Raw genomic sequence first — 24,867 nt, 5'->3', positions numbered from 1 at the left:
AGTCTGTAGAAAAGCAGGCTTATTCGAATGGCAACCGTGTCATGCTGCCAGCACGTATTGCGTCGAATTTCCCCTGGCGGGTTCCGCGGCTTGTCCCGGAGCGAGGGGCCCGCCGCGCGCCAGCGGCAGTTCGTGACGGTCGAGCAGCATGGCGTAGTCGCGCAGGCAGGCCACGTTCTGGCTCCAGGCTGCGCCGGCCACCCCGACCGCGCCGGTCCCGCATCCGATGAGATGGGCGCCGTGGTAAGAAGGAATGGACGGCCGCTGCCCTGCCGTCCCGCCTGCCGGACCGCCAGGACGCCGGACATCGACGGTGCCCCCAGGATGCCAGCACAGCGTGATGCGCTCCGCACCGAGCGCCGCAGCCCGGGCCAGCATTTCGCGCAGGGCGCCGGGTTCCTGCTGCGGCTGGCCGTACGCGAACATGACCCGCAGGCCGCGAAAGCCGGCGGCGCGAGCGGCGCGGGCCAGCGCAAGCATCTGCTCCCGACCGCCGCCATCGCACGGCGCCAGGGCCAACCGGTTGAACCCGGCACGCCGCAAGCGTTCCAGGCCGGCGGCCGTCATCCGCCCCGGGTCGACCGCCGCCTCATAATCGCCGGCGTCATCGTCCAGCAAGCGGAAGCTGCGCCGCAGCTGCGCCATCAGGCTTTCCAGCTGTGCCACGTGCAGGCTTGCCGGCGCGGCCCCCGCGAAGCGCAGCTCGCCGATCTCGTCCATTCCCGCGAACAGCGCCGCGTGCATCGCCGCTTCGCGTTTGAGGTAGCCGAAGTAGGCGTCCATCGCGACGCCCGCAGCGCCGGGCACCCGGACCAGGAAGGGAATATGCAGGTGCAGCGCCAGCGGGCAGGCGCCACCAGGCGGCAGCCCGGCCACGGCGTCCACATAGCCGCGGTAACCGAAGGGCGCGCCGCGCGAGCCGGCCGGGAGCCGCGCCTGGACACAGCCGGCAAGAGAGGAAACGGTCGCGGGCGGGCGCGGGCCTGCCTGGCTTGCCAGGGAGGGCGGGAAGACGGATCCCACTTCGAGCGTGTCAACATGCATGGCTATCGCCTCCGGCGGCGACCGGTTTGCGGAACTGCAAACCGGCTCGACCATCACTCAGTCTATTGATCAATTTCATGTGAACACTTGATTTTGATCAAATGCTTGCCGGCCCGGAAGGGGCGGGAATCCTTCGCCGCCTCGGCGGAGCCGCAGCCCGAGAGCGGCCGGGGCCGGCTCAGGTCCGGCTCAGGTCCGGCTCAGGTCCGGGCGATGCGCGAGGATGGGCGGTCGTCGAACTTGAAGACCGACAGCGCCTGCATCAACCGGGCGGCCTCCCCGGCCACGCTGGCCGACGCATTGGCCGCCTCTTCGACCAGGGTCGCGTTCTGGCGCGTGATCGTGTCGAGCTGGGCCATGGCGAGGTTGACCTCGGCAATGCTGTCGCCCTGCTCGCGGCTGGCATCCGTGATGCCATGCATGATGGCGGCGGCGTCGCGCACCGAGGCGACCACTTCGCGCATGGTCTGGCCGGCGTCGCCCACCAGCACATTGCCGTCGCCGACATGCCTGACCGATGCCTCGATCAGGCCCTTGATCTCCTTGGCCGCGGCGGCCGAGCGCTGCGCCAGGCTGCGCACCTCGCCGGCCACCACCGCGAAGCCGCGGCCCTGCTCGCCGGCGCGGGCCGCTTCAACCGCGGCGTTCAGCGCCAGGATATTCGTCTGGAAGGCGATGCCGTCGATCAGGCCGATGATGTCCACGATGCGGGTGGCGGAGGCGCTGATTCGCTCCATGGTGTCGCCGACACGTTCGACCGCCGCGCCACCGCGCCCGGCGACGCCCGATGCCGCGACCACCAGCCCGTCGGCGCGCACGGCGCTGTCGGTGTTCTGTCCGGCGGCGGCGGCAATGCGGCCCAGGCTGCCGGCGGTCTGCTCCAGGCTGGCGGCCTGGGCTTCGGTGCGGGCGGCGAGGTTGCCGTTGCCGGCGGCGATCTCGCGGGTCGCATGCTCGATCGATGCCACGTTGCCGCGCACGTCGCCGACGATCGCCTTGAGGTTGATGTTCAACTGGCGCAGCGCCGCCTGCAGGCGGCCGATCTCGTCGTCGCCGTGCACCTCGCACGGATGCGACAGGTCGCCGCCCGCCAGCGCATACACCGATTCGGTGGCATCGCGCAGCGGACGGACGATGCTGCGCTGCAGTTCGGCCCAGGCGGCAATGGTCGCGACCACCCCCGCCCCCGCCAGCACCTTCCACATGGCGCCGTCGGCCACGACGCCGAGCGCCCCCAGCAGCGCCGCCTGGGATGCCATCACGATGCCGAGGCGGCGCGACAGCGGCAGGGTGCGCAGCGCCGCCAGGCGGGCGCGCCAGCCACGGCGGACGGCGGCGCCGCGCCGGATCGCGAGCCCTTTCGCTTTTCCTGTACGAAATTGATGGTAGAGCGCGCTTGCGGCCGCCACCTGCTCGCGCGTGGGCGCGGTGCGCACCGACATGTAACCGGTGACGCGGCCGGCATCCTTGACCGGCACCACGTTCGCGACCACCCAGTAGAAGTCGCCGTTCTTGCGGCGGTTCTTGACCAGGCCGGTCCACGGCTCGCCGGCCTGCAGGGTCGCCCACAGGTCGGCAAAGGCTTCCGGCGGCATGTCCGGATGGCGCACGATGTTGTGCGCCTTGCCCAGCAGTTCGTCCTCGCTGAAGCCGCTGACTTCGACAAAACTCGGGTTGACGTAAACGATGCGGCCCTTGGTGTCGGTCTTCGAAACGATCGACTGGCCTTCCTTCAAAACATATTCGATACCGGTCACCGGCAGGTTGCTTCGCACGACGCTCTCCTGGTTGCCCATAGGCAAAATTCAGCGCACGATTCTAAGCAGCAGGAAGCGGAAAATTTTTGACTTAGGTCAAATTTTGCCGAGATTTATAGAGACTGGTCGAATAAATACTTGATCTACGTTAAATGTTGGCGTTCGTGTAAGCTTGTGGCATGGATAACATCACGCATTCCCTTGTCGGCCTGGCACTGGGCGAAGTGGTCGAGCGCGCGCTGCCACCGGCCCCCGATACGACCCCGGGCCGTACCCGCCGCCGCGTCCTGCTGGCCACCGGCCTGCTCGCCAGTAACTTCCCCGACCTGGATCTGGTCCTGACGCCGCTGCTGCCGGCGCCACTCGGCTACCTGATCCACCATCGCGGGCACACGCATACCCTGCTGTACGCCCTGCCCCAGGTGGCCTTGCTGTTGGGGCTCCTGTTCCTGCTGTGGCCGGGCGCGCGCCGCCTCCTGCGGCACGACCGCACGGCGCGCCGCGCCGTACTGGGCACGGCCCTGCTCGGCATGGTGCTGCACCTGTCCTTCGACGCCCTGAACGTGTACGGCGTCCATCCTTTCCATCCATTCGATTCGCGCTGGCTGTACGGCGACCTGGTGTTCATCATCGAACCGGTGTTCTGGACCGCGTTCGGCTTCGCCCTGGCCCTGCTGGCGCACAGCCGCGCCCTGCGCTGGCTGATGCTGGTGTTCTTCGCGGCCATGCCGGCGCTGTTCACCTGGCTGGGCTTCCTGCAGTGGGGCTCGCTCGCCGGGCTGGCGGCCGTGGCATCGGCCGTGGTCCTGTGCCATCGCCGCGGCGGCGCGCGCGCGGGCCTGGCAATGGCCGTGCTGGCCTGCGTCGGCTTCGTCGGCGTGCAGGCGCTCGCCGGCCACCTGGCCCGGGGCGAGATTCGCGCCGCGCTGGCGCAGATGGCGCCGGCCAGCCGCGTGCTCGATATCCCCCTGTCCTCGTTCCCGGCCAACCCGCTGTGCTGGTCGTTCGCAACCGTCACCGAAGATGCCCGCGCCGGCACCTATGGCGTGCGCATCGGCGTGCTCAGCCTGGTGCCGGGCCTGACGCCGGTGTCGGCCTGCCCGGCCCGCTTCGGGGGCGAACCGGGTGGCCGTGCACATGCGATCGCCTGGAAGTTCGAGCAGCGCGGCAGCCTGGCGGCATTCCGCAGCCTGCAACAGAGCAACTGCCACTTCGATGCCTGGCTGCGCTTCGCACGGGTGCCGGCGCTGATCGGCGGTAACGCGACCGACGTGCGCTTCGGCCCACCCGACCAGCCCAACTTCTCGACGCTGCCGTATGCCCGGCGCGCAAGCGATCCCTGTCCCTGGCCTGTGGCGGCCTGGGGCTACCCGCGTGCCGACCTGCTGGGCTGGAAGTAAACCAGGCGGCCGGCGGCGGCATCAGCGCGGGCGCCGCCCCGGTGGCACCCGGACCGGCACCGGCGCCGGCATGCGCGCCGGCGCCCGTCCCGGATCGTTGAAGCGGGCCAGGACGCGTTCGAAATAGTCGACCAGGCCCGGGGCATGCGTATCGAAGCAGAAGCGTTCGCGCACCTGCCAGACGCGCTCGCGCAGTGCGGCCATGCGCGCGCCGTCATGCAACTGCCGCGCCAGGTCGTCGATGTCCTCGAAGAACAGGCCGATGCCGAGTTCTTCGGCCAGTGCCTGGGCGGCCACGATCGCGCCCCGGTTGTCCAGCTGGATCATCGGCAGGCCGGCCGCCGCCAGGGTGGCGGTGCGGGCCGGGTAGTTCAGGTCGTCCCAGTCGGCGCGCCGGATCTCGCCGCCGTTTTTACTGTGGAAGACGTGCAGCCAGCCGGCATCGTAGCGCGAGAACTCTTCGACCCAGCGGTCCTGGTCGACGTTTGCATGCAGGTGCAGGTGTTCCGGCGCCAGCGCGCGCGCCTTCGCGATCCATTCCAGCCATTGTCCCTGCGTGAAGTCGCCGTAGAAATGCAGGTGGATGCCGCGCCGCGCCAGTTCGGCCACGGTGGGCGGATGCAGGCCGATCGGCCTTCCCGGGACCACCGTGTGGACCTGCCCCGTCGCGGCCGACAGCAAGGGCGAACGCGCCTGTCCGAACCAGGCACGGCGCGGCAGGTCGCCGTCGAGCACGTGCTCGGGCCGTCCGGCAGGCAGGCCGGGCAAGGCGCCGGCGAACCACTCGCGCATCTCGGGGGTGCTGTAGATGCAGCCGTCCGCCAACCGCATCAGGTCGGCCAGCAGCGGCCAGGTGCCCTTCTCGAGGCAGATGAACGGTCCTTCCTTGAAATGCCAGACGAAGGGAATGTCCGGCGTGTGCAGCAGCACCTCATGCGCGAACGGCACTGCCTGCCAGTTGAGCTGGGCGTAGATGAGGTCGGGCTCGATGCGGGCCAGGGCTTCGCGCCAGCCCTGCCGGGGCAGGTCCTCGACCCGGCCGAACGGCAGGGGGCCTACCGTGTTGTACCAGTAGGGCTCGCCCATCCACAGGCCGTACAGCGTGTGCCCCAGCGCTTCCAGTGCGAGCACGCGGTCGGCGTTGTAGGCCAGTTCGCCGCACAGCACGATCTTCAGGCTGCGCCGCGCAGCGCCGGGCAGCGCGGCCGCACGGCGCGGTTCCGCCTCCCCCGGCGCCCCCGCTTCCCCGTACAGGCGCGCCTCGTCGATCGCGTTGCCCATGGTGCTGTGAAAGCGCAGCGGCTCCGTGACCCGGTAGTACTGGCGGAACGGATTGATGCCGCCGCTCGGCTCGCGCATGCGCTTGTGGCGCTGGCCCGGGTGGTCGACCCACTCGCAAGTGACGGCGCCGAGGGCGACGAAGGGCCCGGCCTCGCGTAGTGCGGACCAGAACAGCCGGTCGAGGTCGTCGCTTTCGATCTCGGCGCGCTCGCGCCAGCGCAGCGCGGTACGGCGATGCAGGCATTGCACCGGCTGCAGGCAGGCGCCGGGGATGACGCCGGGCGCCGTGCGGTTGTAGTGATGGCGCACGCCCGCGTAGGCCAGCACGGCGTCCGGCGCGCGCTCGAGGCAGGCCACCAGCTGCGCCAGGTGATCGCGGTAGAACACGTCGTCGCTCGGCAGGTAGGCCACCAGCTCGCCGCGCGCCGCGTCCAGCCCGGCATTGATGGCGCGGCCCAGCCCGCCGTTGCGCTCGAAGCGCAGGTAGCGAACGCGCGCATCGGACAGCCAGGGCGCCAGCGTCGCGCAGGTGGCGTCCTGCGAGCCGTCGTCGACGATGACGGCTTCCCAGTCGGGATAATCCTGGGCGCGCAGGCTGTCGAGGGCGCGGCCGATGAAGGCCGCCTGTTCGAAGGTCGGCATGACGACGCTCACGCGCGGCGCGCCGGATCCGCTGGAGCGGGCGGGCTGGACGGACTGCGGGCCGCGAAGGGCCGGGGAAGAAAGCTCGCTGGACATGGCGCTGGCGGGAAGTGGCGACCACCCCAGATTAGGACGGGCCCGGGCGCCCCGTTTGCGGCAGGTCAGCAGTGCGCGGGGCGCTATACTGCGCGCATGAACCCCGACCAGCCCCTCCCCGACACCCCCTGCTACTGCTCGTCGCTGCGCCAGGCGTCGCGCTACGTCACGGCCTTCTATGACCAGATGCTGTCCGGCTCCGGCCTGCGGGTGACGCAGTTCGCGATCCTGGCCCGCCTGCGGCCGGGCCCGGCCCCCGTCACCCGGCTGGCACAGGGCATGGTGATGGACCGGACCACGCTGGCGCGCAACCTGCAGCCCCTGGTGCGCGAGGAACTGGTGCGCATCCGCCCGAGCGAGCACGACCGGCGCGAGCGCATCGTCGAGCTCACCGCGTCCGGCCGCGACAAGGTCGAGGCCATCCTGCCGGCCTGGCACCGGGCCCAGGACCTGTTCGACCAGCAGTTCGGCGCCGAACGCGGCGCCCAGCTCCTGGCCACGATGCGCGCCGTCGTCGGCAGCGGCCTGCACGAGCTCGGCGGCGCGGCCACGCCCGATTGAGCGAAGCAGGCTCCCGGACGCTGCACGCCAGCATTATTCAGTAGAATCGTCGCTTTGCGCGACCGGACCGACGTGACGACCGAACCCAAGCTTGCCTTCCTCGCCAATGACGGCGCCACCGGCGCCCTGGTGCATGCGCACGACTGGTCCTCGCATCCGCTCGGTCCTGTCCCCGGCTGGCCGGCGGCGCTGCGCACCTCGCTCGGCATCGTGCTCGGCTCCTCCTTCCCGACCTTCCTTGCCTGGGGGCCGGAACTGGCCATGTTCTACAACGACGCCTACGTACCAGTACTCGGCAACAAGGCCGCCGGCGCGCTCGGCCGCCCGTTGCCCGAGGTCTGGCCCGAGGTATGGGAGCTGGTCAGTCCCTACCTGCGGCGCGTGTTCGCGGGAGAATCCTTTTTCTTCGAGAATTTCGCCACCACCGTGGAACGCCACGGCTTCCCGGAACAGGCCTGGTTCACTTTCTCGTACAGCCCGGTGCGCGACGAGGATGGCGCCGTATGCGGCGTGCTGGGCACGGTCATCGAGGTCACCGACAAGGTGCATGCGCTTGCCCGGCACAAGGAGGCCGAGGAGCGCCTGGCCCTGTCGCTCGAGGCGTCCGGCAATATCGGCACCTGGGCGGTCGACATCGGGACCGGCACCACCATTGTCGACGAGCGCTTCGCGCGCCTGTTCCAGGTCGAGGCGGCCCTTGCCCGCGAAGGCACCGAGCTGGCGCGCTTCACCGACATGATCCATCCGGACGACCGGGCGCGCGTGCTGGCCGCGATCGACCAGGCCATCCGCGCCGAGACGCTGTACGACACCGAGTACCGCATCCCGCAACGCTCGGGCGAGGACGTCTGGGTCAATGCGCGCGGCAAGGTATTCGCCGGGGCCGCCAACGGCGCGCGCCGCTTTGCCGGCATCGCGATCGACATCACCGGGCGCAAGCGCGCCGAACAGGCCCGCATCGCGAGCGAACGGCGCGCCGACGAGAGCGCACGCCGGCTCGACGTGCTGCTCGACGCAGCCCCGGTCGGCATCGTCTACGTCGACGCGGATGGCCAGCTGCTGGTCAGGAATGCGCATAACCGGCAGATCTGGGGCGATCATCCCGCCGCCGCCTCGGTCGCCGACTACGCGGACTGGAAAGGCTGGTGGCCGGCCGGATCGCCCCTTGCCGGGCAGCGCGTGGCTGCCGGCGAATGGCCGATTTCGCAGGTGCTCGGCGGACAGGACAGCGCCGGCGGGGTATTCGAGATCGAGCCCTTCGGCGCTCCCGGCGCCCGCAAGACCGTGCTGGTGCAGGCCGCCGCGATCCGCAACGCTGCCGGCGACGTCGTCGGCGGGGTCGCGGCCAACATGGACATCACCGCCAAGGTCGAAGCGGAGCGGGCAATGCAGGACAGCGAGGCCAAGTTCCGCCTGATCGCCAATGTCATCCCGCAGATGGTGTGGTCGGCCGACGCCGGCGGCCTGAACGACTATATCAACGCACGCTGGACCGAATTCACGGGGGTGCCGGAAGAACGCCTGGTCGGCCGGGGCTGGGCCGATATCGTCCACCCGGACGACCTGCCGGCGCTGCTCGCGCGCTGGGGCCACAGCCTGGCGACCGGCAGCCAGTTCGACATGGAGCACCGCCTGATCCACCGTTCCGGCGAGTACCGCTGGGTCCTCAACCGCGCCCTGCCCTCGGTCGATGCAGCCGGCAAGGCCACGCGCTGGATGGGCACCCTGACCGACATCCACGACAAGAAAACCGGGGAGGACGAACTGCGCGCCCAGGCGCGCCGCAAGGACGAGTTCCTTGCGATGCTCGCGCACGAATTGCGCAACCCGCTGGCCCCGATCAGCAACGCCGCCCAGCTGCTGGCCATGAAAAGCCTCGATCCGCAGCGCGTGCGCCAGTCGAGCGAGGTGATCATCCGCCAGGTGCGCCACATGACCTCGCTGGTGGACGACCTGCTCGACGTCTCGCGCGTCAAGCGCGGCCTGGTGGAACTGGAGCGCGAGCGGGTCGACATCAAGGCCGTCGTCGCCAGCGCCGTGGAACAGGCGCGGCCCCTCATCGAGGCGCGCGGCCATGCGCTCGACCTGCACATCGGCTCGCACCGCAGCTGGGTGTGCGGCGACCGCATCCGCCTGGTGCAGGTGGTCGCGAACCTGCTCAACAACGCGGCCAAGTACACCGCCCAGGGCGGGACGATCGCCCTGTCGGTGGAGCAGTCGGACGGCCCGGGGCAGGCAGCGGTCGCGATCGCGGTACGCGACAACGGCATCGGCATCGACGGCGCCATCCTGCCGCACGTGTTCGAACTGTTCACCCAGGCCGAGCGCACGCCCGACCGCTCGCAGGGCGGACTTGGCCTCGGCCTGGCGCTGGTGCAAAGCCTGGTGCAGCTGCACGGCGGCCGGGTCGAGGCGCACAGCGAGGGACTCGGCAAGGGCAGCACCTTCACCGTCACGCTGCCGACCGTGGACGGCGCCCCTGCCACGGCACCGGCCGGACACGCTGCAGCCGACCACGCCGCCACGCAGGTTCCCCCACACGGCGGCAAGCGCATCCTCATCGTCGACGACAACGTGGACGCGGCGCAGTCGCTGGCCGACATCCTGGGCTCGCTCGGCCATGCCGTCGACACCGCGCACGATCCGCACGCGGCGCTGGCGCTGGCCGAAGCCGGCTGGCCCGACGTCTTCATCCTCGACATCGGCCTGCCCGACATCGACGGCTACGCGCTGGCGCGCAGGCTGCACGAACGCGCAGGCGGCCGCCAGGCCGCCTACCTCGCCCTGACCGGCTACGGCCAGGCGCACGACCGGGTCCTGGCGCGCAGCGCCGGCTTCGACCACCATTTCGTCAAGCCGGTGGACCTCGGCGCACTGATGGAGGTGATCGACACGGTGCACAGCCGGGGCGCCGTCCATACCTGACTGGCGGAAAGAAGTATTTCGCCCGTTACGGTTTGGAACAATTTCGAATCGTGCATACCTGCCTTCGGTATTACGATTTTGATCATGAACTTCAGCTTTTCCACCCCACACAGCGGCGCCTGCCTCGTGAAACTCTGGGCCAGCGGCCGGTACGGATTCTCGCTGCCGAAGAAGGTCGAGATCACCGGGCCGGACGGCGTGACCGCCACCTTCCAGTATCACAGCCGGAAGGTCGGCCTCACGGCCGAACTCACGAACCGGACGCTTGTCAGAATTGCGATTGCCCAGTTTTTGCAAGGCGATGCGGGCGAAAGGCGCGGCGAAGGCCACGTTGAATGCGCCGAGATCGACGACACGCTGGCGCCTTTCAAGGGCACGCTGACGCAGATCCGGCCGTTTGCGCCGCCGCCCCCGCCACCGCGCGTGCGGCCGTCGCGGATCATGCCAAAGTCCGCAGCCGGCCGCGCAACCTGCGTCAAGGAGGCGGCATGACATCTTCACGCGACACGGAGTAAAGCCATGCGAATCACGTTCACACCGGCCCAGGTTGCCATGCTCATCGGCAGGGCCGAACGCCAGCTCGAACAGATCGTTGCCGATTCGGTGCGCCAGGCTGGCGCGGGGCGCAACATCGCCCGCTCGCAGCACCATGCCCTGCACGAAACCGTCGTCACCCTGATGCGGCTCTACCGCGAACAGGTGCCCGGCGGAGCGCCCGTCGCCACCCGCATCGCGCGCGAGTATGCGAAAGGCGCGGATGCACTGTCGGGAGCGCCGACGCTGGCCTGCGTGCGCACCATCCAGCTCGTCGTGAAGGAAGCACGGGAACGCTTCATGGCGGCGGCATCGCCCGGCCATGCGGACGAACACGTGTCCGGCCAGCCGCCCGTCCCCTCGCCCGTGCCTGCGCCCCTCCCTTGCAGCAAATAATGCCCTGGCAGTCGAGGCGCATGACAACGCCTATGGTGGACGATCAGAAGCCGAGCTTCTGCAAGCCTGCCATTCATAAGCTGGCGATGAACTGCGCGAGCGGATGACGGAAACGGGACGGGCCCTGCAAGCAGGGCCCGTCCGGGAGATTCTGGAGGCGAGGACAGGAGTCGAACCTGTCTAGGTGGCTTTGCAGGCCGCCGCATTACCGCTTTGCTACCTCGCCGAAACCCATGGTACGCCGGCGGATGGGTTCCGCCATGCGCCGCCTCAAATCAATTGCTTTTCGCGTGAGGCGCGCCGCGCCATGCACGGTTCGGCGTGCAACCGGGAATCGAACGAAGCACAGGACGATGCTGCGCTACCATGTGCTGTCACACTTTCAACCAGGAGTACGACGATGAACGGTTCCGAAATGGCGAACGTGCAGTCCTGTATCGACGCCTGCGCGCAAGCGCTGCGGGCCTGCCAGGCCTGTGCGGCGGCGGACATCCGCGAAGGCAACAACGACTGCGCCCTGATCAACCTCGATTGCGCCGACATCTGTACCGCGACCCTCAATGCGCTGGCGCGCGGCTCGGTCCACCATGGCGATTTCTGCGCCCTGTGCGCCCACCTCTGCCGGGCCTGCGCGGCGGAGTGTGCGAAGCACGCGGCCATGCACGCGCATTGCGCCGCCTGCCAGGCCGCCTGCGAACGCTGCGCGGCCGAGTGTGCCAAGCACGCAAGCGAGCGTCATATCTGAGTCCGGCGGCCAGCTCGACAAAAACAGTTTTTCCCGGCCGGTTCCTGCTACTATTGGCAATCCCGCCAGCCTTTCCTCTCGTATTGCGGTCGAGTCAGGTACTGCAGTTAAAACTACCTGCCGGCCGGCCCAAGCTGGCTGCGGGTATGTCGCGCAGCGCCCTTCCAACCAGGACAACGAGATGGATGCCAGTACGCCAGTAGCAATCGCCCGCCTGCTTTCCCTATCCAGCGCGCGCCGCGCCTGGACCGCCCGACCGCCGGCACCATGAGGCCAGCGGTGGAATGCGCGATGCGACGCCCCGGTCATGACGGCCCGGCAGGCGGCTCGATTTTGCACCCGTCTTTACCTCGCTTCTTCGCCTTCCTGCTCGCCCTCGCGCTGCTGTTGCAGGCGGCGTGGAGCCATGCCGCCTCCTCCGCCACCACGCAGAACGCGCGCGCCGAGCTGCTGGTCCACGCTCCCAAGGGCATCCGGCCTGGAGAGGACGTCTGGCTGGGCCTGCGCCTCCAGCATGCCCCCGGCTGGCATACCTACTGGAGCAATGCGGGCGATTCCGGCCTGCCGACCACCCTGGCCTGGACCCTGCCGCCCGGCTTCGCGGCCGGCGAGATCGCATGGCCGACCCCGAAGCAGTTGCCGCTCGGGCCCCTGATGAACTATGGCTACGAGGGCGACCTGCTGCTGCCGGTGCGCCTGACCGTGCCCGCCGGCTACCAGGGGGGCACGGTGCCGGTGAAGCTGCGGGCGGACTGGCTGATCTGCGAGGAAGCCTGCATCCCCGAATTCGCCGAACTGGACATCGAACTCGCACCCGGGCCGGCGACCGCCCATGCGGCCCTGTTCGAGGGCGCGCGCGCCGCCGCGCCCCGGCCCGTGCCGGGCCTGGACGCTGCCGCCCGCATCGAGGGCAACAACCTGGTGCTCGAAGCGAGCGGGCTTCCGCCGGCCTACCGCGACGGGCCGCTGCAGCTGTTCCCGGAACTGGGCGGCGTGATCGAGCCCGCGGCCCCGCTCTCCCAGCAATGGGAAGGCAGCAAACTGGTGCTGCGCGCCCCGCTGGCGGCGCAACGCAGCGAAAGCCCGGCGTCGATGCATGCGGTGATCACGGTGGGCCACCAGTCGCCCGGCATCCGTGTCGGCTTCGACATCGCGGGTGCGTGGCCGCAGGCCGGGACGGCAGCTGCCGGGCCGGCGGCTGCCGCGCAGCCCGCCGCGGCGCCGGCCTCCCCCGCAGCGCCGGCGCAAGCGCCCCGGCCCTGGCTGGCGGTGCTGGCCTTCGCCTTCCTGGGCGGCGCCATCCTGAACCTGATGCCCTGCGTCTTCCCCGTGCTGTCGCTGAAGGTGCTCGGCTTCGCCCAGCATGGCGGCGAGCGGCGGCGGATCGTGGCCGGCGGCTTCGCCTATAGCGCCGGCGTCATCGCTTCCTTCCTGCTGCTGGCCGCGCTGCTGCTGTTGCTGCGCGCCAGCGGCGAGCAGCTGGGCTGGGGCTTCCAGCTGCAGTCGCCGTTGTTCGTTGCCGCGCTGGCCATCCTGTTCGCCCTGATCGGCTTCAACCTGGCCGGCCTGTTCGAATTCCGACACCTGCTCCCGGACCGCATCGTCAACGCGCGCGCCCGCAACCCGGTGGCCGACGATTTCCTCACCGGGGTACTGGCCGTCGCCGTCGCTTCGCCCTGCACCGCGCCCTTCATGGGCGCGGCCCTCGGCGCGGCGCTGGCGCAGCCGGCGCCACAGGCCCTGTCGGTGTTCGCGGCCCTGGGAGCCGGCATGGCCGCCCCCTACCTGGCCGCCAGCCTGTTCCCTGGCCTGGCGCGCCTGCTGCCGCGCCCCGGGGCCTGGATGGTGCGCTTCAAGACCTTCATGGCCTTCCCGATGTTCGCCACCGTGGTCTGGCTGCTGTGGGTGCTCGGCCAGCAGGCCGGGGCCGACGCCGTCGCCGCGGTGCTCGGGCTGCTGGTGGCCGGCGCCTTCGGCGCCTGGGTCCTGGGCCTGCCGGCGCGCAGCCGGCCGGGCCGCTGGATCGGCATCGGCGTCGCCGGCCTGGCGATCGCGGCCACGGCAGCCTGGTCGTGGCCGGCGCTCCGGCACCAACCGGCCACGGTGGCCGGCGCACCGGCCGCGGACGACAGCTGGCAGGCCTGGTCGCCGCAGGCGATGGCGGCAGCGCGCCAGGAGGGCCGGCCGGTCTTCGTGGACTTTACCGCCGCCTGGTGCGTGACCTGCCAGTACAACAAGCGAACCACCCTCGCCGACCCGGCGCTGCTGCAGGATTTCAAGGCCAGGAATGTCCTGCTGCTGCGCGCCGACTGGACGCGGCGCGACGAAACGATCACGGGCGCATTGAAGGAACTGGGACGCAGCGGCGTGCCGGTATATGCGCTCTACCCGAACGGAGGGGAGGCGCCGAAGCTGCTGTCGGAGCTTCCGACCGTGGACGAAGTCCGGCAGGCACTGGCCGGGCTTTGACCAATTGACGACAACCTGACGATTCAACAGCACAAGGAGATCTTCATGAAGCGCACCATCGCAGTTTCGCTGTTCGCCGCCGGCATGGCCATGGCCGGCGGGGCCCTGGCCCAGGCCGCGGTCGGCCAGGCCGCTCCGGCCTTCAGCGGCACGGACGCCACCGGCAAGCCGGTCTCGCTCGACCAGTTCAAGGGCAAGTACGTGGTGCTGGAATGGGTCAACCCGGAATGCCCCTTCGTGAAGAAGCACTATGACAGCGGCAACATGCCCAGCGTGCAGAAGTATGCCGCCGACAAGGGCGTCGTCTGGCTGTCGGTGAGCACGAGCGCCGACGGCGACCGTGCCGGCAAGTCCGCGGCGATCAACGAGTGGGTCAAGGCGAAGAGCGCCATGCCGGCAGCGACCATCATGGACACCGGCGGCGCGATCGGCAAGGCCTACGGCGCCCGCACCACCCCGCACATGTACCTGATCGACCCGAGCGGCAAGCTGGTGTACGCAGGCGCGATCGACAGCAAGCCGACCGCCAACCCGGCCGATATCAAGACCTCCACCAACTACGTCATCCAGGCGATCGACGAATCGCTCGCCGGCAAGCCCGTGAGCCAGGCCGTCACCAAGGCATACGGCTGCTCCGTCAAGTACGGCTGACCCGTGCCGGGCAGCCGCGATGCCCGGCGACCCGGCTGCCCGCATGCGGCCGGGATAAAGTTGCAGCCCCGTCATCCATCCGGGGTAGCCGCTGCTATGATGATTCCCTGATGGTTTAAATCAATGCGGTACCGGTGCCGCAACAATAATAAAGGGGATCCGAATGAGTCACACCACGTTTTCGCGCCGCGCCATCCTGGCCGCCGCGGCTGCCCTTGCCGCGCTCCTGCCCTTGCACGGCGCATTCGCGGCGCCCTTCGAATCGGGCCGCATCAGCGTGCGCACCGAGGGAGAAGGCCCGGACGTGGTCCTGATCCCCGGCCTGAATTCCTCGCCGCGCGCCTGGGCCTCGACCGTCGCCGCGCTGCCGGGCTACCGCTACCACCTGGTGCAGCTGGCGGGCTTCGCCGGCCAGCCGGCCGGCGGCAACAAGGAGGGCAATGTCGCGGCGCCGGTCGCCGACGAGATCGCCCGCTACATCAAGGAAGCGGGGCTGAAGCAGCCGGCCGTGATCGGCCACTCGATGGGCGGCACCATGGGCATGATGCTGGCGGCGCGCCATCCGGAAGCGCTGTCGCGCCTGATGGTGGTCGATATGCATCCTTACCTGGGCACCTTCTTCGCCGGCCCCGGCGCCACGCCGGAGAAGGTCGAGGCGGTGGCGAGCGCGCTTGCCGCCGGCATCCGCGCCGCCAGCGCGGAACAGCGTGCCAGACACGTCAGCGAAACCATCGCCGGCATGGTCAATACCGAGTCGATGCGCGCGGCGGCGGTATCGGATTCGGCCGCCAGCGACCTCGACGTGAGCACGCGCGCCTACCGCGAGCTGATCGTGACCAACCTGATCCCCGAACTGCCGAACATCACCAAGCCGGTGACCGTGCTGTATGTGCAGCCGAAGAGCGTGCCCCTCCCGGAGGCGCAGTTCGACTACGTCTACAAGAGCGCCTATGCGCCGGTGAAGCAGCTGACCCTGAAGCGCATCCCGGACAGCGCCCACTTCATCATGTGGGACCAGCCGCAGCGCTTCCAGGACGAAGTGAAGGCCTTCCTGGCCCCCTGAGTCCGGCCCTGGGTCTGCCCATGGGCATTGCCCGGGCAGCCGCCGCCAGCGGCACCGGCCCCGGCGCAACGTCCCCCTTTCGCCCGCCACGCACCCGTCCCTGGCGCAGCGCTGGCTCCGCCTGTTGCATTTGCATCGCCATGCAGTGCGCATGTTTTTTTGTTTCGCATTTTGGAGCAGAATCAATCTGTCTTGACAAAAAATAAAGTAGAGCCCGCCATTCTCCGCTGACTCCCCAAGCTTGCTGTGCAATTGGATTTCCCTAACGGCCGGGGCCGCGGCCGTCCAGTCAAGGGAGGCGATCATGCCCGCACCATTCAAGAAACTCGACCTGGCCCAGTTTGCCGAACTACTGGACCGCTTTCCATTCACCCGCAAGATCAATGCGGTCCACATGCACCATACGTGGCGCCCGAATCACCGCCAGTTCAAGGGCCACGAGTCGATCGTCGGGATGTGGCACTACCACACCCAGCACAAGAAATGGTCGGATATCGCGCAGCACATCACGATCGACCCGGACGGCTTCATCTGGCTGGGGCGCAACTGGAATGCGCCGCCGGCAAGCGCGGCCAGGCAGAACGGCGACAGCCATGCCGGCCCCTTCATGTTCGAAATGATCGGCGACTTCGACAAGGGATGCGATCCCTTCGGAGGCGAGCAGCGCCGCACCGTCGTCAACGTGATCGCGCTGGTGCAGCGGCGCTTCCGCCTTGCGCCGGGCAGCCTGATGTTCCACAACATGATGTCGACGAAGACCTGTCCGGGCAGCGGCATCGACTACCAGGACATGCTGGCCGAGGTCGAAGACGCCGGCCGGGATCTCGCAACGCGGAGCCGGGCAAGCCGCAGCACGACCTTTCCGGACGATGCCATCGATGACGCCGCACACAGGTCCCTTGACGAAGCCATCGAGGATCTCTCGCGCGTTCCGGCATCCCGGCTCGACCCGGACGATGCGGAAGCGTGCACGCATGCCGATGCACAGAGAAGCCTGGACGATGCCGCCGACAGCGCCGGCGCGCGCGCGACCGGTCCGACTCCGGCGCAGCTGGCGGAACTCAGGCCGCACCTGATCAACCTGGCGATGGGCGCACTCTCGGACGAAGGCCAATGGAAGACCTCGCCCGGCGACGTGGACGCGATCTTCGCCGATCACCTGAACCGCGCCCTGGAACGGGCACAGGCGATCGGCATGCCCCTGCGCATCGTCATTCAGCTCCATGGCGGCCTGGTGAACGAAGCGGCCGGCCTGGCAATCGCGCGCAAGAGCGTCGACTGGTGGCTGGCCAACGATATCTATCCCCTGTATTTTGTATGGGAAACGGGCGCGTTCGAAACCATCGGCCAGTTGTTGCGGCGGGCACGCGACGGCGCGACACGCGGCCTGCCGCGCGACGTCTTCGACTACACGCTCGACCCGCTGGTCCAGGAAGCGGTCCGTGCATTGCAGGGGCCGCGCATCTGGGGCGGCATGAAGCTGAGCGCCCAGCTCGCTTCAGCCGAGGACCTCGCCGGCAACAGCGGAGATGGCGCCGGAGCTACCCCGGGCGGCGCTTTCTATGTCGCGCAGAAGCTCAGGGATTTCTGCAACCAGCACCGCGGCAGCGTCGAGCTGCACGCCGTCGGCCACAGTGCCGGATCGATCTTCCAGGCGTATTTCATCCCACGCGTGCTCCAGCTCGGCGCAGGCCCCTTCCGTTCCGTGCACCTGATGGCCCCCGCCATCCGCACCGACCTGTTCAAGGCAACCCTGGCCCGCTTCGTCGGCCCCGGCAACAGCGGCATCGATCACCTGACGCTGTACACGATGCGCAAGGATTACGAGACCGACGACAGCTGCGGCGGGCTGTACCGGAAATCCCTGCTTTACCTGATCCACCATGCGCTCGAGCCGCAACGCAAGACGCCGATCCTGGGGCTGGAAGAATGCCTGCGTACGGACCGTGAGCTGGTCGGGCTGTTCGGCCTGGACGGCAAGCGGGCGCATGCCGACGTGGTATGGTCGACGACCCCGGCGCAACAGGGCCGCAGCGCATCGCAATCGACCACCCATGGCGGCTTCGACGACGACGGCCCGACCATGGGCAGCATCGCACGCCGCATCCTCGGGCGGTCCGATGCCGACCGCATCGTCGAGTACCGGACCGGCGCCGGTGGTAGCCGCACCGCCGATCCATGGAACGAGGAACCCGACCTGCCTTCGGACATCCGGGTACGCCCGGTTCCGCAGTTCGCCACGCCGGCTCGCCAGTACCAGTATGGCAATGGCGGCAACGGCGGCAATTACTTCAATGGCGGGAACGCGCCGGCGCCCATGGCGCACGGCGGGCGCCGGCGCGCGCTGTGCGTCGGCATCAACCGTTACCCGAGCAATCCGCTGACCGGCTGCCTGGCCGATGTCAAAGCCTGGACCCGCACCCTGAACCAGCTCGGGTTCAACGACATCGCCACCCTGCTCAACGAACATGCCACGCACGATACGATCCTGGAACACCTGACCCGCCTGGTCCAGGACAGCCATCCGGGCGACGTCATCGTGTTCCAGTATGCGGGGCATGGCACCACGGTCCCCGACCTGGACGGCGACGAGGCCGGCGGCGACACGCCGGGCAAGGACGAAGCGATCTGCCCGGTGGATTTCGAGTCCGGCGCCCTCATCATCGACGACGACATCGGGCGCATCTTCGACCTGCTCCCCGACCGGGTCAACCTGACCTGCTTCATGGATTGCTGCCATTCCGGGACGGTCTCGCGCTTCGGCGTCGGCAAGAATCCCGACAATACGGCGCATGGCCACGACGAACGCCCGCGCTTCATCGTCGCCGGCCCGGAGCTGGAGAATGCGCACCGGCGCTACCGCGCGGCGCAGCCGCACGGGAGAGCGCTGCCGCGTGGCCAGTCGCGCATGCGCGAAGTGGTGTTCGCGGCCTGCCTGTCCAGCGAAAAGGCATGGGAAAGCCAGGGCCAGGGCGAATTCACGCTACGGGCCACGCGGGTGCTTGCGCGTGCCGCCGGCAACGTGACGAACGCCGAGTTCGCCCGGCTGGTCGCGCAGGAATTCGGGCCGACGCCGCGCCAGCAGCCCCGGCTCTACAGCAACGACCATGCCGCGGAACTGGACCTGCTGGCGCCGCTGCAGGAGCGGGAAATCTTCGGCGCCGGCAAAACGGCGCCTAACGGCGATGCCCATCTCCTGGTCCAGCGGATGAAACAGCTGATCCAGCAATACGGTCAGCTCCACTGACGGGGCGGCGCCATGTCCGGCGAACAGACGGTGCACGAAGCCTCCACCCCGCAGGCTTCGGCCGCGCAGGCGCAAAGCCGCGACCCGGGCGCGGATAATGGCCACCGCGGCCACCGCGGCCATGAAGAGGACCGCAGCCGGCAGGTCGAAGCCGCGCTGAACCGGCGCTTCCGGATCGCGCCGTCGGTCACCCGCCCTGTTCCGACACCTTATGTGCGCCTGCCCGACGATCCCCTGTACCGGCCGCTGAGCATCCTGACGACCGATCCGACCGCGTCGCGCCTGGAAGGATCGATTGCACGCATCAACGTGCCGTACGAACCGCTGGAGCCCGGCCCTGCGGGACGCCTGTTCAAGGTGGACGTGCACGATTACGGCCAGGGCGTGAGTTACCGGAAGGCCGACCTCGACGACGTGAAAGCCCTGCTCAAGGGCGGCTACGACCCGTCGCCATCCGACCCGCGCTTCCACGAGCAGATGGTGTATGCCGTATGCAGCAGTGTCTATGCAAGCTTTCGTAACGCCCTCGGTCGCCACATGTCCTGGGGTTTCACGCGGCGCGACCAGGACCATGCGCTGCACCTGCGTCCGTTCGCCTTCCGGGGCGCGAATGCCTACTACGACAAATGGGCCGGCTGCATCTGCTTCGGTTACGCCCCGATGCCCGCCTGCCCGCAAGCCGTGCGCGCGCTGCCGGGCGAGACGGTCTTCGCCTGCCTGTCGCATGACGTCATCGCACATGAAGTGACCCATGCGCTGCTGGACGGCCTGCGCGCGAACTTCAGCATCCCGACCGGCCCGGACGTGCCCGGCTTTCACGAAGGCTTCGCCGACCTGGTCGCCATCTTCCAGCGCATGAGCTGCAAGGAAGTCGTCAATGTCGCCATCCGCAAGTCGCGCGGAATGCTCGACGAGTCCCGGCTGCTGACCGGCCTCGCGCAGCAGCTCGCGCTGGCCAACGGCAAGCAGGTCATGCGCGACGCCATGGCCGTGGACAGCAGGCAGGTCTACGATCCGGAGGCCGAGGCGCACGACATCGGCAGCATCCTGGCGGGCGCCGTCTTCGAAGCCTTCCTGACCGTGTTCCGCCGCAAAACCGCGCGTTATCTCCGTCTCGCCAGCCATGGCTCCGGCGTCGTTCCGCCGGGCGAACTGGCCTACGACCTGGCCGAAATCCTGTCGGACACGGCCAGCAAGCTTGCCAGCCACTTCCTGGCCCTGATCATCCGTGCGATCGACTATTGTCCGCCGGTGGACATCCACCTGGGCGAATACCTGCGCGCCCTGGTCACCGCCGACCACGACCTCGTGCCGGACGATCCCTGGGCCTACCGCGAAGCGCTGATCGATGCCTTCATGAAGCGCCGCATCTATCCGAAGAACGTGACGACGCTGTCCGAACAGGCCTTGCTATGGCGCCCGCCACGGCGCAAGCTCCCGCCGATCGTGGAGCTGGACTTCGCCCACCTGCGCTTCAATGGCGACCCCGGCTGCCTGGCCAGCGCGGCGGAACTGGAAAGGCAGGCAGCCGTGCTGGGCGAATATGCCACCCGGCCGGAACACCTGCACGAATTCGGCCTGGTCGCCGACGGCGCACCGGAACTGGACGGGGCGACGGCGGAACTGCCGCAGGTCGCCTCGATCCGTGCCTCGCGCCGGGTCGGACCGGACCGGCAGATCGTGTTCGACCTGGTTGCGGAAGTCACCCAGCGCTGCATCGTGCCGGCACGGGGCGGCACGCCCGCCTACCCCGTCTTCGGTGGCTCGACCGTCATCCTGGGGCCGGATGGCGCGATCCGCTACGTCGTGTCGAAAAACGCGGCCGGTGACGGCAGGCTGGCGCGGCGGCTGGCCTTCATGGCCTCGCCCGCGGGCCGGCGCTACTGGAGCGTGGCGGGCAATCGCTACACGATGGAGAAATCGATGTTCCAATCGCTGCACTAGCAGGACCGGTGGGCATCCGGCTCAGATGAACGGCCAGGCCAGGATGCGCTTCAGATGCAGGACGGTGCGCACGGCAATGTAGCCGAAGGCAAACGCGAAGGCGAGCAGGCTCCAGGCATCACCCATGGCCGCCAGCCAGAATCCGCCGACCGTGCTTGCTGCCACCAGCACCAGCAGCCAAAGTTCGATGCTGAGGAAGAAACTGGATGACTCGCGCCACACGCGCAGCATCAGCGCGGCGGCTTCCTTGAAGGTCTTGATGTCGTGGCCCATGGACGTGTTCCCAAGTTGGCAATGATAAAAATGAAAAACCGGCGCCGGAAATGCAAATCGCCGGCACGGGCCGGCGATTGCTTGATTTCGGTGTGAGCGGCAGAAGGGCATCGAACCCGTCGCGCTATGCATGCTGCATTATACCGCACCCGAAAATTTGCCCACGGGAATCATCTTGCACGCGCTGCGGTGAATGTATCTTGCATGAGATCAGCTGTTGTGGGTTCAACGGTGCAGGCGCACGACTGTCGTCGCGGTGAACGGCTGCCTGAACTCCTGCAGCAGGCGCGCCGTCTCGGCCCGGGCGCGCTCCATGTTCGCCGCCTTCACGTGGCCGTAGCCGCGAACCGATTCGGGCACCTGCGCCAGCTTGAGCGCGGCAGCGCGGTTCTCCGCAGTCAGTTCCCTGGCCAGCATGTCGGCCTGGGCCAGGACCTCGTCGCGCAGCTGGCGCTCGGCGCGCCGCTCGTGGGTGTAGCCGAACACGTCGAAAGCGGTCCCGCGCAGCACCTTCAGCGGCGCCAGCACGCGGAAGGCCGAACGCATCCACGGACCGAAGCGCATCTTGGCCGGGATGTCGCTGCCGGGCTTCTTCCTGGCCAGCAGCGGCGGCGCCAGGTGGTACTCGACGCGGAAGTCGCCGTCGAACTGCTCCTTCAGCCCTTCGAGGAAGCCTGTCCGGGTATGCAGGCGCGCCACCTCGTACTCGTCCTTGTAGGCCATCACCTTGAACAGCGAGCGGGCGAGCGCCTTGCTGACCGCGCGCTTCGACGCCGGCCCCTCGAGTTCGACTTCGCGCGCTTCCACCTTCGCCACCGCGGCGCGATAGCGCTCGGCGTAGGCGGCATCCTGGTACTTCGCCAGCCAGTCGGCGCGGAAGGCCACCAGCTCGTCGAGCGAGGCCGGCGGCGTGAACTGGACCACCTTCGCCTGCTGGCCGCCGGCGGCCAGGCGCGCCGCCGCCGTCTCGTCGGCGGCAACCAGGCGTCCCAGCATGAAGGCCTTCTTGTTCATCTCGACCGCCACGTTGTTCAGCTCGATCGCGCGCATCAAGGCTTCCAGGCTCACCGGCACCAGCCCCAGCTGCCAGGCCGCGCCCATCATGAGGATGTTGGCGCCGATCGGATCGCCCAGCACGCTGCTTGCCACCTGCTGGGCATTCAGGCGCAGCGTCGGGCCGCCGGCATCCGTGATCTTGGCAAGCAGCTCGTCCCTGCGGATGTCGGCGTCCGGATCGCGCGTGAATTCGGCCGTCGGGGTCTCGTTCTCGTTGGCGACCACGCGGGTATGGCCCCGCCGCATCACCCCGAGCGCGTCCGGCATCGCGGCCACCACCAGGTCGCAGGCCAGCAGGGCATCGGCCTGCTGCAGGTCGATGCGCACCTGGTGCAGCAGCCGGGGCGAGCGCGCCACGCGCACGTGCGACATCACCGCCCCGCCCTTTTGCGCGAAGCCCATGAAGTCCAGGGTCGAGGCGCCCTTGCCCTCCAGGTGGGCCGCCATCGTGACCAGGGCCCCCACCGTGACCACGCCGGTACCGCCGACGCCGGCCACCAGCATCTCGAAGGGCTTCTCGAAAGCGTACTGGGGCGGCAGCGGATACGCGGCCAGCATGTCCTCGAGCTGGCGCAACTCGACGGTGGCGGCGGCCGGCTTCCTGAGCTGGCCGCCGACGACGGACACGAAGCTCGGGCAGAAGCCCTCGGCGCAGGAATAATCCTTGTTGCAGGATGCCTGGTCGATCTTGCGCTTGCGGCCCAGCGGCGTCTCGAGCGGCAGGATCGACAGGCAGTTCGACTGCACGCCGCAGTCGCCGCATCCTTCGCACACGGCCGGGTTGATCACCATGCGGCGCGGCGGGTCCGGGAACACGATGTTGTCCGGCTTGTTCTTCTTGCGGCGGCGGCGCTTCTCGGCGGCGCAGGTCTGGTCGTACACCAGCACGGTGACGCCGGGCGTATCGCGCAGGCGGCGCTGGACCGCATCGAGTTCGCTGCGGTGGTGCACCGTGACGCCGGGCGGCAGGGTAATGCCCCCGTAGTTCTCGGGCTGGTCGGTGACGACGAGCGCCAGTGCCGCGCCTTCGCTCAGCACCTGCTGCACGATCTGCGGCACGGTCAGCTTGCCGTCGACCGGCTGGCCGCCGGTCATGGCCACCGCGTCGTTGTACAGGATCTTGTAGGTGATGTTGGTGCGCGCGGCGATGGCCTGGCGGATCGCCAGGTAGCCCGAGTGGTAGTAGGTGCCGTCGCCCAGGTTCTGGAACACGTGCTTCTCGCGGGTGAAGCGCGAGGCCGCGACCCAGGGCACGCCCTCGCCGCCCATCTGGGTGAGCGTGACGGTATCGCGCTTCATCCAGCTCGCCATGAAATGGCAGCCGATGCCGGCGAGCGCGCGGCTGCCTTCCGGCACCCGGGTCGAGGTATTGTGCGGGCAGCCCGAGCAGAAATAGGGCGTGCGCTTGATCGCGTCCGCGCCATTGGACAGGACCTCGGCGCGGCAGAACTGCGGCAGGAATTCCTCGAGGCGCAGCGCGGGCAGCTTCGGCCCCAGCCAGCGCGCCAGCACCGGCGCGATGCGCGAGGGCCGCAGCTCGCCCAGGTGCGAAATCAGCGGCGCGCCCGCGGCGTCGGTCTTGCCGAGCACCAGCGGGCGCTGTTCCGGCGCCAGGTTGTAGAGCAGGCCCTTGAGCTGCCCTTCGATGACGTCGCCCTTCTCTTCCACCACCAGGACCTCCTGCAGCCCGTTCGCAAAGGCGTGCAGGCGCTTGCGCTCGAGCGGGAAAGTCAGCCCCGGCTTGTACAGGCGCACGCCGAGTTGCGCGAGCTTTCCCAGGCCGATGCCGAGCCGCTCGAGGGCTTCGAGCAGGTCCAGGTAGGCCTTGCCGGCCGCGATGATGCCGAGCCGGGCGCCTGGCGCGGCCACCACCAGCTTGTCGATCGAGTTCACGCCAGCGAAAGCGTGGACCGCCTGCAGCTTGTCCGCCACCCGTTGTTCGATCGCCAGGCTGGGCAGGTCCGGCCAGCGGTAATGCAGGCCGTCGGCCGGGGGCGCGTAGCTTTCCGGCGCCTCGAATACCGGCGCCTCCGGCAGTTCCACGACGGCGCCGCCCTCCACGGTTTCGGAAATCGCCTTGAAACCGACCCAGGCGCCCGAGAAGCGCGACAGCGCCCAGCCGTACAGGCCGAACTCCAGGTATTCCTCGATGTTGGCGGGATTCAGGACCGGCATGCCCCAGGCCATGAACGCGTGGTCGCTCTGGTGCGGCATCGACGAGGACACGCAGCCGTGGTCGTCGCCGGCCACCACCAGCACCCCGCCCAATGGCGACGAGCCATAGGCGTTGCCGTGCTTGAGCGCGTCGCCGGCGCGGTCCACGCCCGGGCCCTTCCCGTACCACATGGCGAACACGCCATCGACCGTCCGGTTCGGGTCGCCCCCGACCTGCTGGGTGCCCAGCACGGCGGTGGCGCCCAGCTCCTCGTTGATGGCGGGCAGGAATTCGATGGCATGCTGCTGCAGGATCTTCGAGGCGCGCCAGACTTCCTGGTCCACCGCGCCCAGCGGCGAGCCGCGGTAGCCCGAGATGAAGCCGGCCGTGTTCAGCCCGGCGCGCTCGTCGAGCGCCTTCTGCATGAGCGTCAGCCGGATCAGGGCCTGGGTGCCGGTGAGGAACACCCGGCCCTGCGTGCGCGTCAGGTTGTCGTCCAGGCGGTAGGACGGGTCGACGAGCGCCGAGCCGCCGGCCTGTCCCGCTTCCTGCTTGTCGTCGCGCCCTGCCTTCCCCACTTCCTCGTTCATCGAACCCATCTATTCGTCTCCACGATGCCAGCCCTGAA

Annotated in this window: 16 protein-coding genes and 1 tRNA gene; 11 read left to right on the top strand and 6 right to left on the bottom strand. The window is 68.9% G+C overall.

Annotation, left to right across the window (positions count from 1 at the left end; genetic code table 11):
- Window positions 1–39: 39 nt before the first annotated feature.
- Together ACFFJK_RS00860 and ACFFJK_RS00855 are read right to left on the bottom strand one after the other, a co-directional pair.
- Window positions 40–1,044, bottom strand: a complete 1,005-nt coding sequence (locus ACFFJK_RS00860; RefSeq protein WP_379677173.1) for an oxygen-independent coproporphyrinogen III oxidase — start codon at window positions 1,042–1,044, stop codon at window positions 40–42.
- 200 nt (window positions 1,045–1,244) lie between these two features.
- Entirely contained in the window at window positions 1,245–2,819 is a 1,575-nt protein-coding gene (locus tag ACFFJK_RS00855; RefSeq protein ID WP_379677172.1) for a methyl-accepting chemotaxis protein, read from the bottom strand.
- A 161-nt stretch (window positions 2,820–2,980) separates the two neighbouring features.
- Between ACFFJK_RS00855 and ACFFJK_RS00850 the strand changes: the two genes are divergently transcribed.
- Window positions 2,981–4,201, top strand: a complete 1,221-nt coding sequence (locus ACFFJK_RS00850; protein WP_379677171.1) for a metal-dependent hydrolase — start codon at window positions 2,981–2,983, stop codon at window positions 4,199–4,201.
- A gap of 21 nt (window positions 4,202–4,222) precedes the next feature.
- On the opposite strand, the gene ACFFJK_RS00845 is transcribed toward ACFFJK_RS00850, so the two are convergent.
- Entirely contained in the window at window positions 4,223–6,220 is a 1,998-nt protein-coding gene (locus tag ACFFJK_RS00845; RefSeq protein WP_379677170.1) for a glycosyltransferase, read from the bottom strand.
- 96 nt (window positions 6,221–6,316) lie between these two features.
- Between ACFFJK_RS00845 and ACFFJK_RS00840 the strand changes: the two genes are divergently transcribed.
- The 4 genes from ACFFJK_RS00840 to ACFFJK_RS00825 all read left to right on the top strand — a co-directional run bounded on the left by ACFFJK_RS00840 (window position 6,317) and on the right by ACFFJK_RS00825 (window position 10,636).
- Complete coding sequence (locus tag ACFFJK_RS00840; RefSeq protein ID WP_379677169.1) at window positions 6,317–6,781, top strand: MarR family winged helix-turn-helix transcriptional regulator; 465 nt, start codon at window positions 6,317–6,319, stop codon at window positions 6,779–6,781.
- A 72-nt stretch (window positions 6,782–6,853) separates the two neighbouring features.
- Window positions 6,854–9,706, top strand: coding sequence for a hybrid sensor histidine kinase/response regulator (locus ACFFJK_RS00835; RefSeq protein WP_379677168.1), 2,853 nt, complete (start codon window positions 6,854–6,856; stop codon window positions 9,704–9,706).
- A gap of 84 nt (window positions 9,707–9,790) precedes the next feature.
- The gene (locus ACFFJK_RS00830) at window positions 9,791–10,198 is read left to right on the top strand and encodes a hypothetical protein (protein WP_379677167.1); all 408 of its coding nucleotides are present in this window, start codon (window positions 9,791–9,793) and stop codon (window positions 10,196–10,198) included.
- A gap of 27 nt (window positions 10,199–10,225) precedes the next feature.
- Window positions 10,226–10,636, top strand: a complete 411-nt coding sequence (locus tag ACFFJK_RS00825) for a hypothetical protein (RefSeq protein WP_379677166.1) — start codon at window positions 10,226–10,228, stop codon at window positions 10,634–10,636.
- Between the two features lie 152 nt (window positions 10,637–10,788).
- Here the strand turns inward: ACFFJK_RS00825 and ACFFJK_RS00820 are convergent.
- Window positions 10,789–10,862: transfer RNA gene (locus tag ACFFJK_RS00820), tRNA-Cys, on the bottom strand.
- Between the two features lie 174 nt (window positions 10,863–11,036).
- On the opposite strand from ACFFJK_RS00820, the gene ACFFJK_RS00815 reads away from it, so the two are divergent.
- The 6 genes from ACFFJK_RS00815 to ACFFJK_RS00790 all read left to right on the top strand — a co-directional run bounded on the left by ACFFJK_RS00815 (window position 11,037) and on the right by ACFFJK_RS00790 (window position 20,755).
- On the top strand, window positions 11,037–11,381 hold the full coding sequence (locus ACFFJK_RS00815) for a four-helix bundle copper-binding protein (protein WP_379677165.1): 345 nt from the start codon (window positions 11,037–11,039) through the stop codon (window positions 11,379–11,381).
- Between the two features lie 291 nt (window positions 11,382–11,672).
- Entirely contained in the window at window positions 11,673–13,850 is a 2,178-nt protein-coding gene (locus tag ACFFJK_RS00810; RefSeq protein ID WP_379677164.1) for a protein-disulfide reductase DsbD family protein, read from the top strand.
- Window positions 13,851–13,895: 45 nt separating this feature from the next.
- Window positions 13,896–14,501: a redoxin domain-containing protein gene (locus ACFFJK_RS00805; RefSeq protein WP_379677163.1), complete on the top strand. Its 606-nt coding sequence runs from the start codon at window positions 13,896–13,898 to the stop codon at window positions 14,499–14,501.
- Between the two features lie 163 nt (window positions 14,502–14,664).
- Window positions 14,665–15,564, top strand: a complete 900-nt coding sequence (locus ACFFJK_RS00800; RefSeq protein ID WP_379677162.1) for an alpha/beta fold hydrolase — start codon at window positions 14,665–14,667, stop codon at window positions 15,562–15,564.
- 304 nt (window positions 15,565–15,868) lie between these two features.
- Complete coding sequence (locus tag ACFFJK_RS00795; protein ID WP_379677161.1) at window positions 15,869–18,811, top strand: caspase family protein; 2,943 nt, start codon at window positions 15,869–15,871, stop codon at window positions 18,809–18,811.
- A gap of 12 nt (window positions 18,812–18,823) precedes the next feature.
- Window positions 18,824–20,755, top strand: a complete 1,932-nt coding sequence (locus tag ACFFJK_RS00790) for a gluzincin family metallopeptidase (RefSeq protein ID WP_379677160.1) — start codon at window positions 18,824–18,826, stop codon at window positions 20,753–20,755.
- Window positions 20,756–20,776: 21 nt separating this feature from the next.
- Here ACFFJK_RS00790 and ACFFJK_RS00785 read toward each other — a convergent pair whose 3' ends face one another.
- Both ACFFJK_RS00785 and ACFFJK_RS00780 read right to left on the bottom strand, forming a co-directional pair.
- Window positions 20,777–21,028 carry a hypothetical protein gene (locus ACFFJK_RS00785; RefSeq protein WP_379677159.1) on the bottom strand — a complete coding sequence of 84 codons (252 nt, stop codon included), beginning with the start codon at window positions 21,026–21,028 and terminating at the stop codon, window positions 20,777–20,779.
- Between the two features lie 225 nt (window positions 21,029–21,253).
- Window positions 21,254–24,829, bottom strand: a complete 3,576-nt coding sequence (locus ACFFJK_RS00780) for an indolepyruvate ferredoxin oxidoreductase family protein (protein ID WP_379677319.1) — start codon at window positions 24,827–24,829, stop codon at window positions 21,254–21,256.
- Window positions 24,830–24,867: the final 38 nt, after the last annotated feature.

The sequence above is a fragment of the Massilia consociata genome (genome assembly GCF_042432755.1).
GTDB lineage: Bacteria > Pseudomonadota > Gammaproteobacteria > Burkholderiales > Burkholderiaceae_D > Telluria > Telluria consociata.
This window is presented reverse-complemented; position numbering and strand designations above follow the sequence as displayed.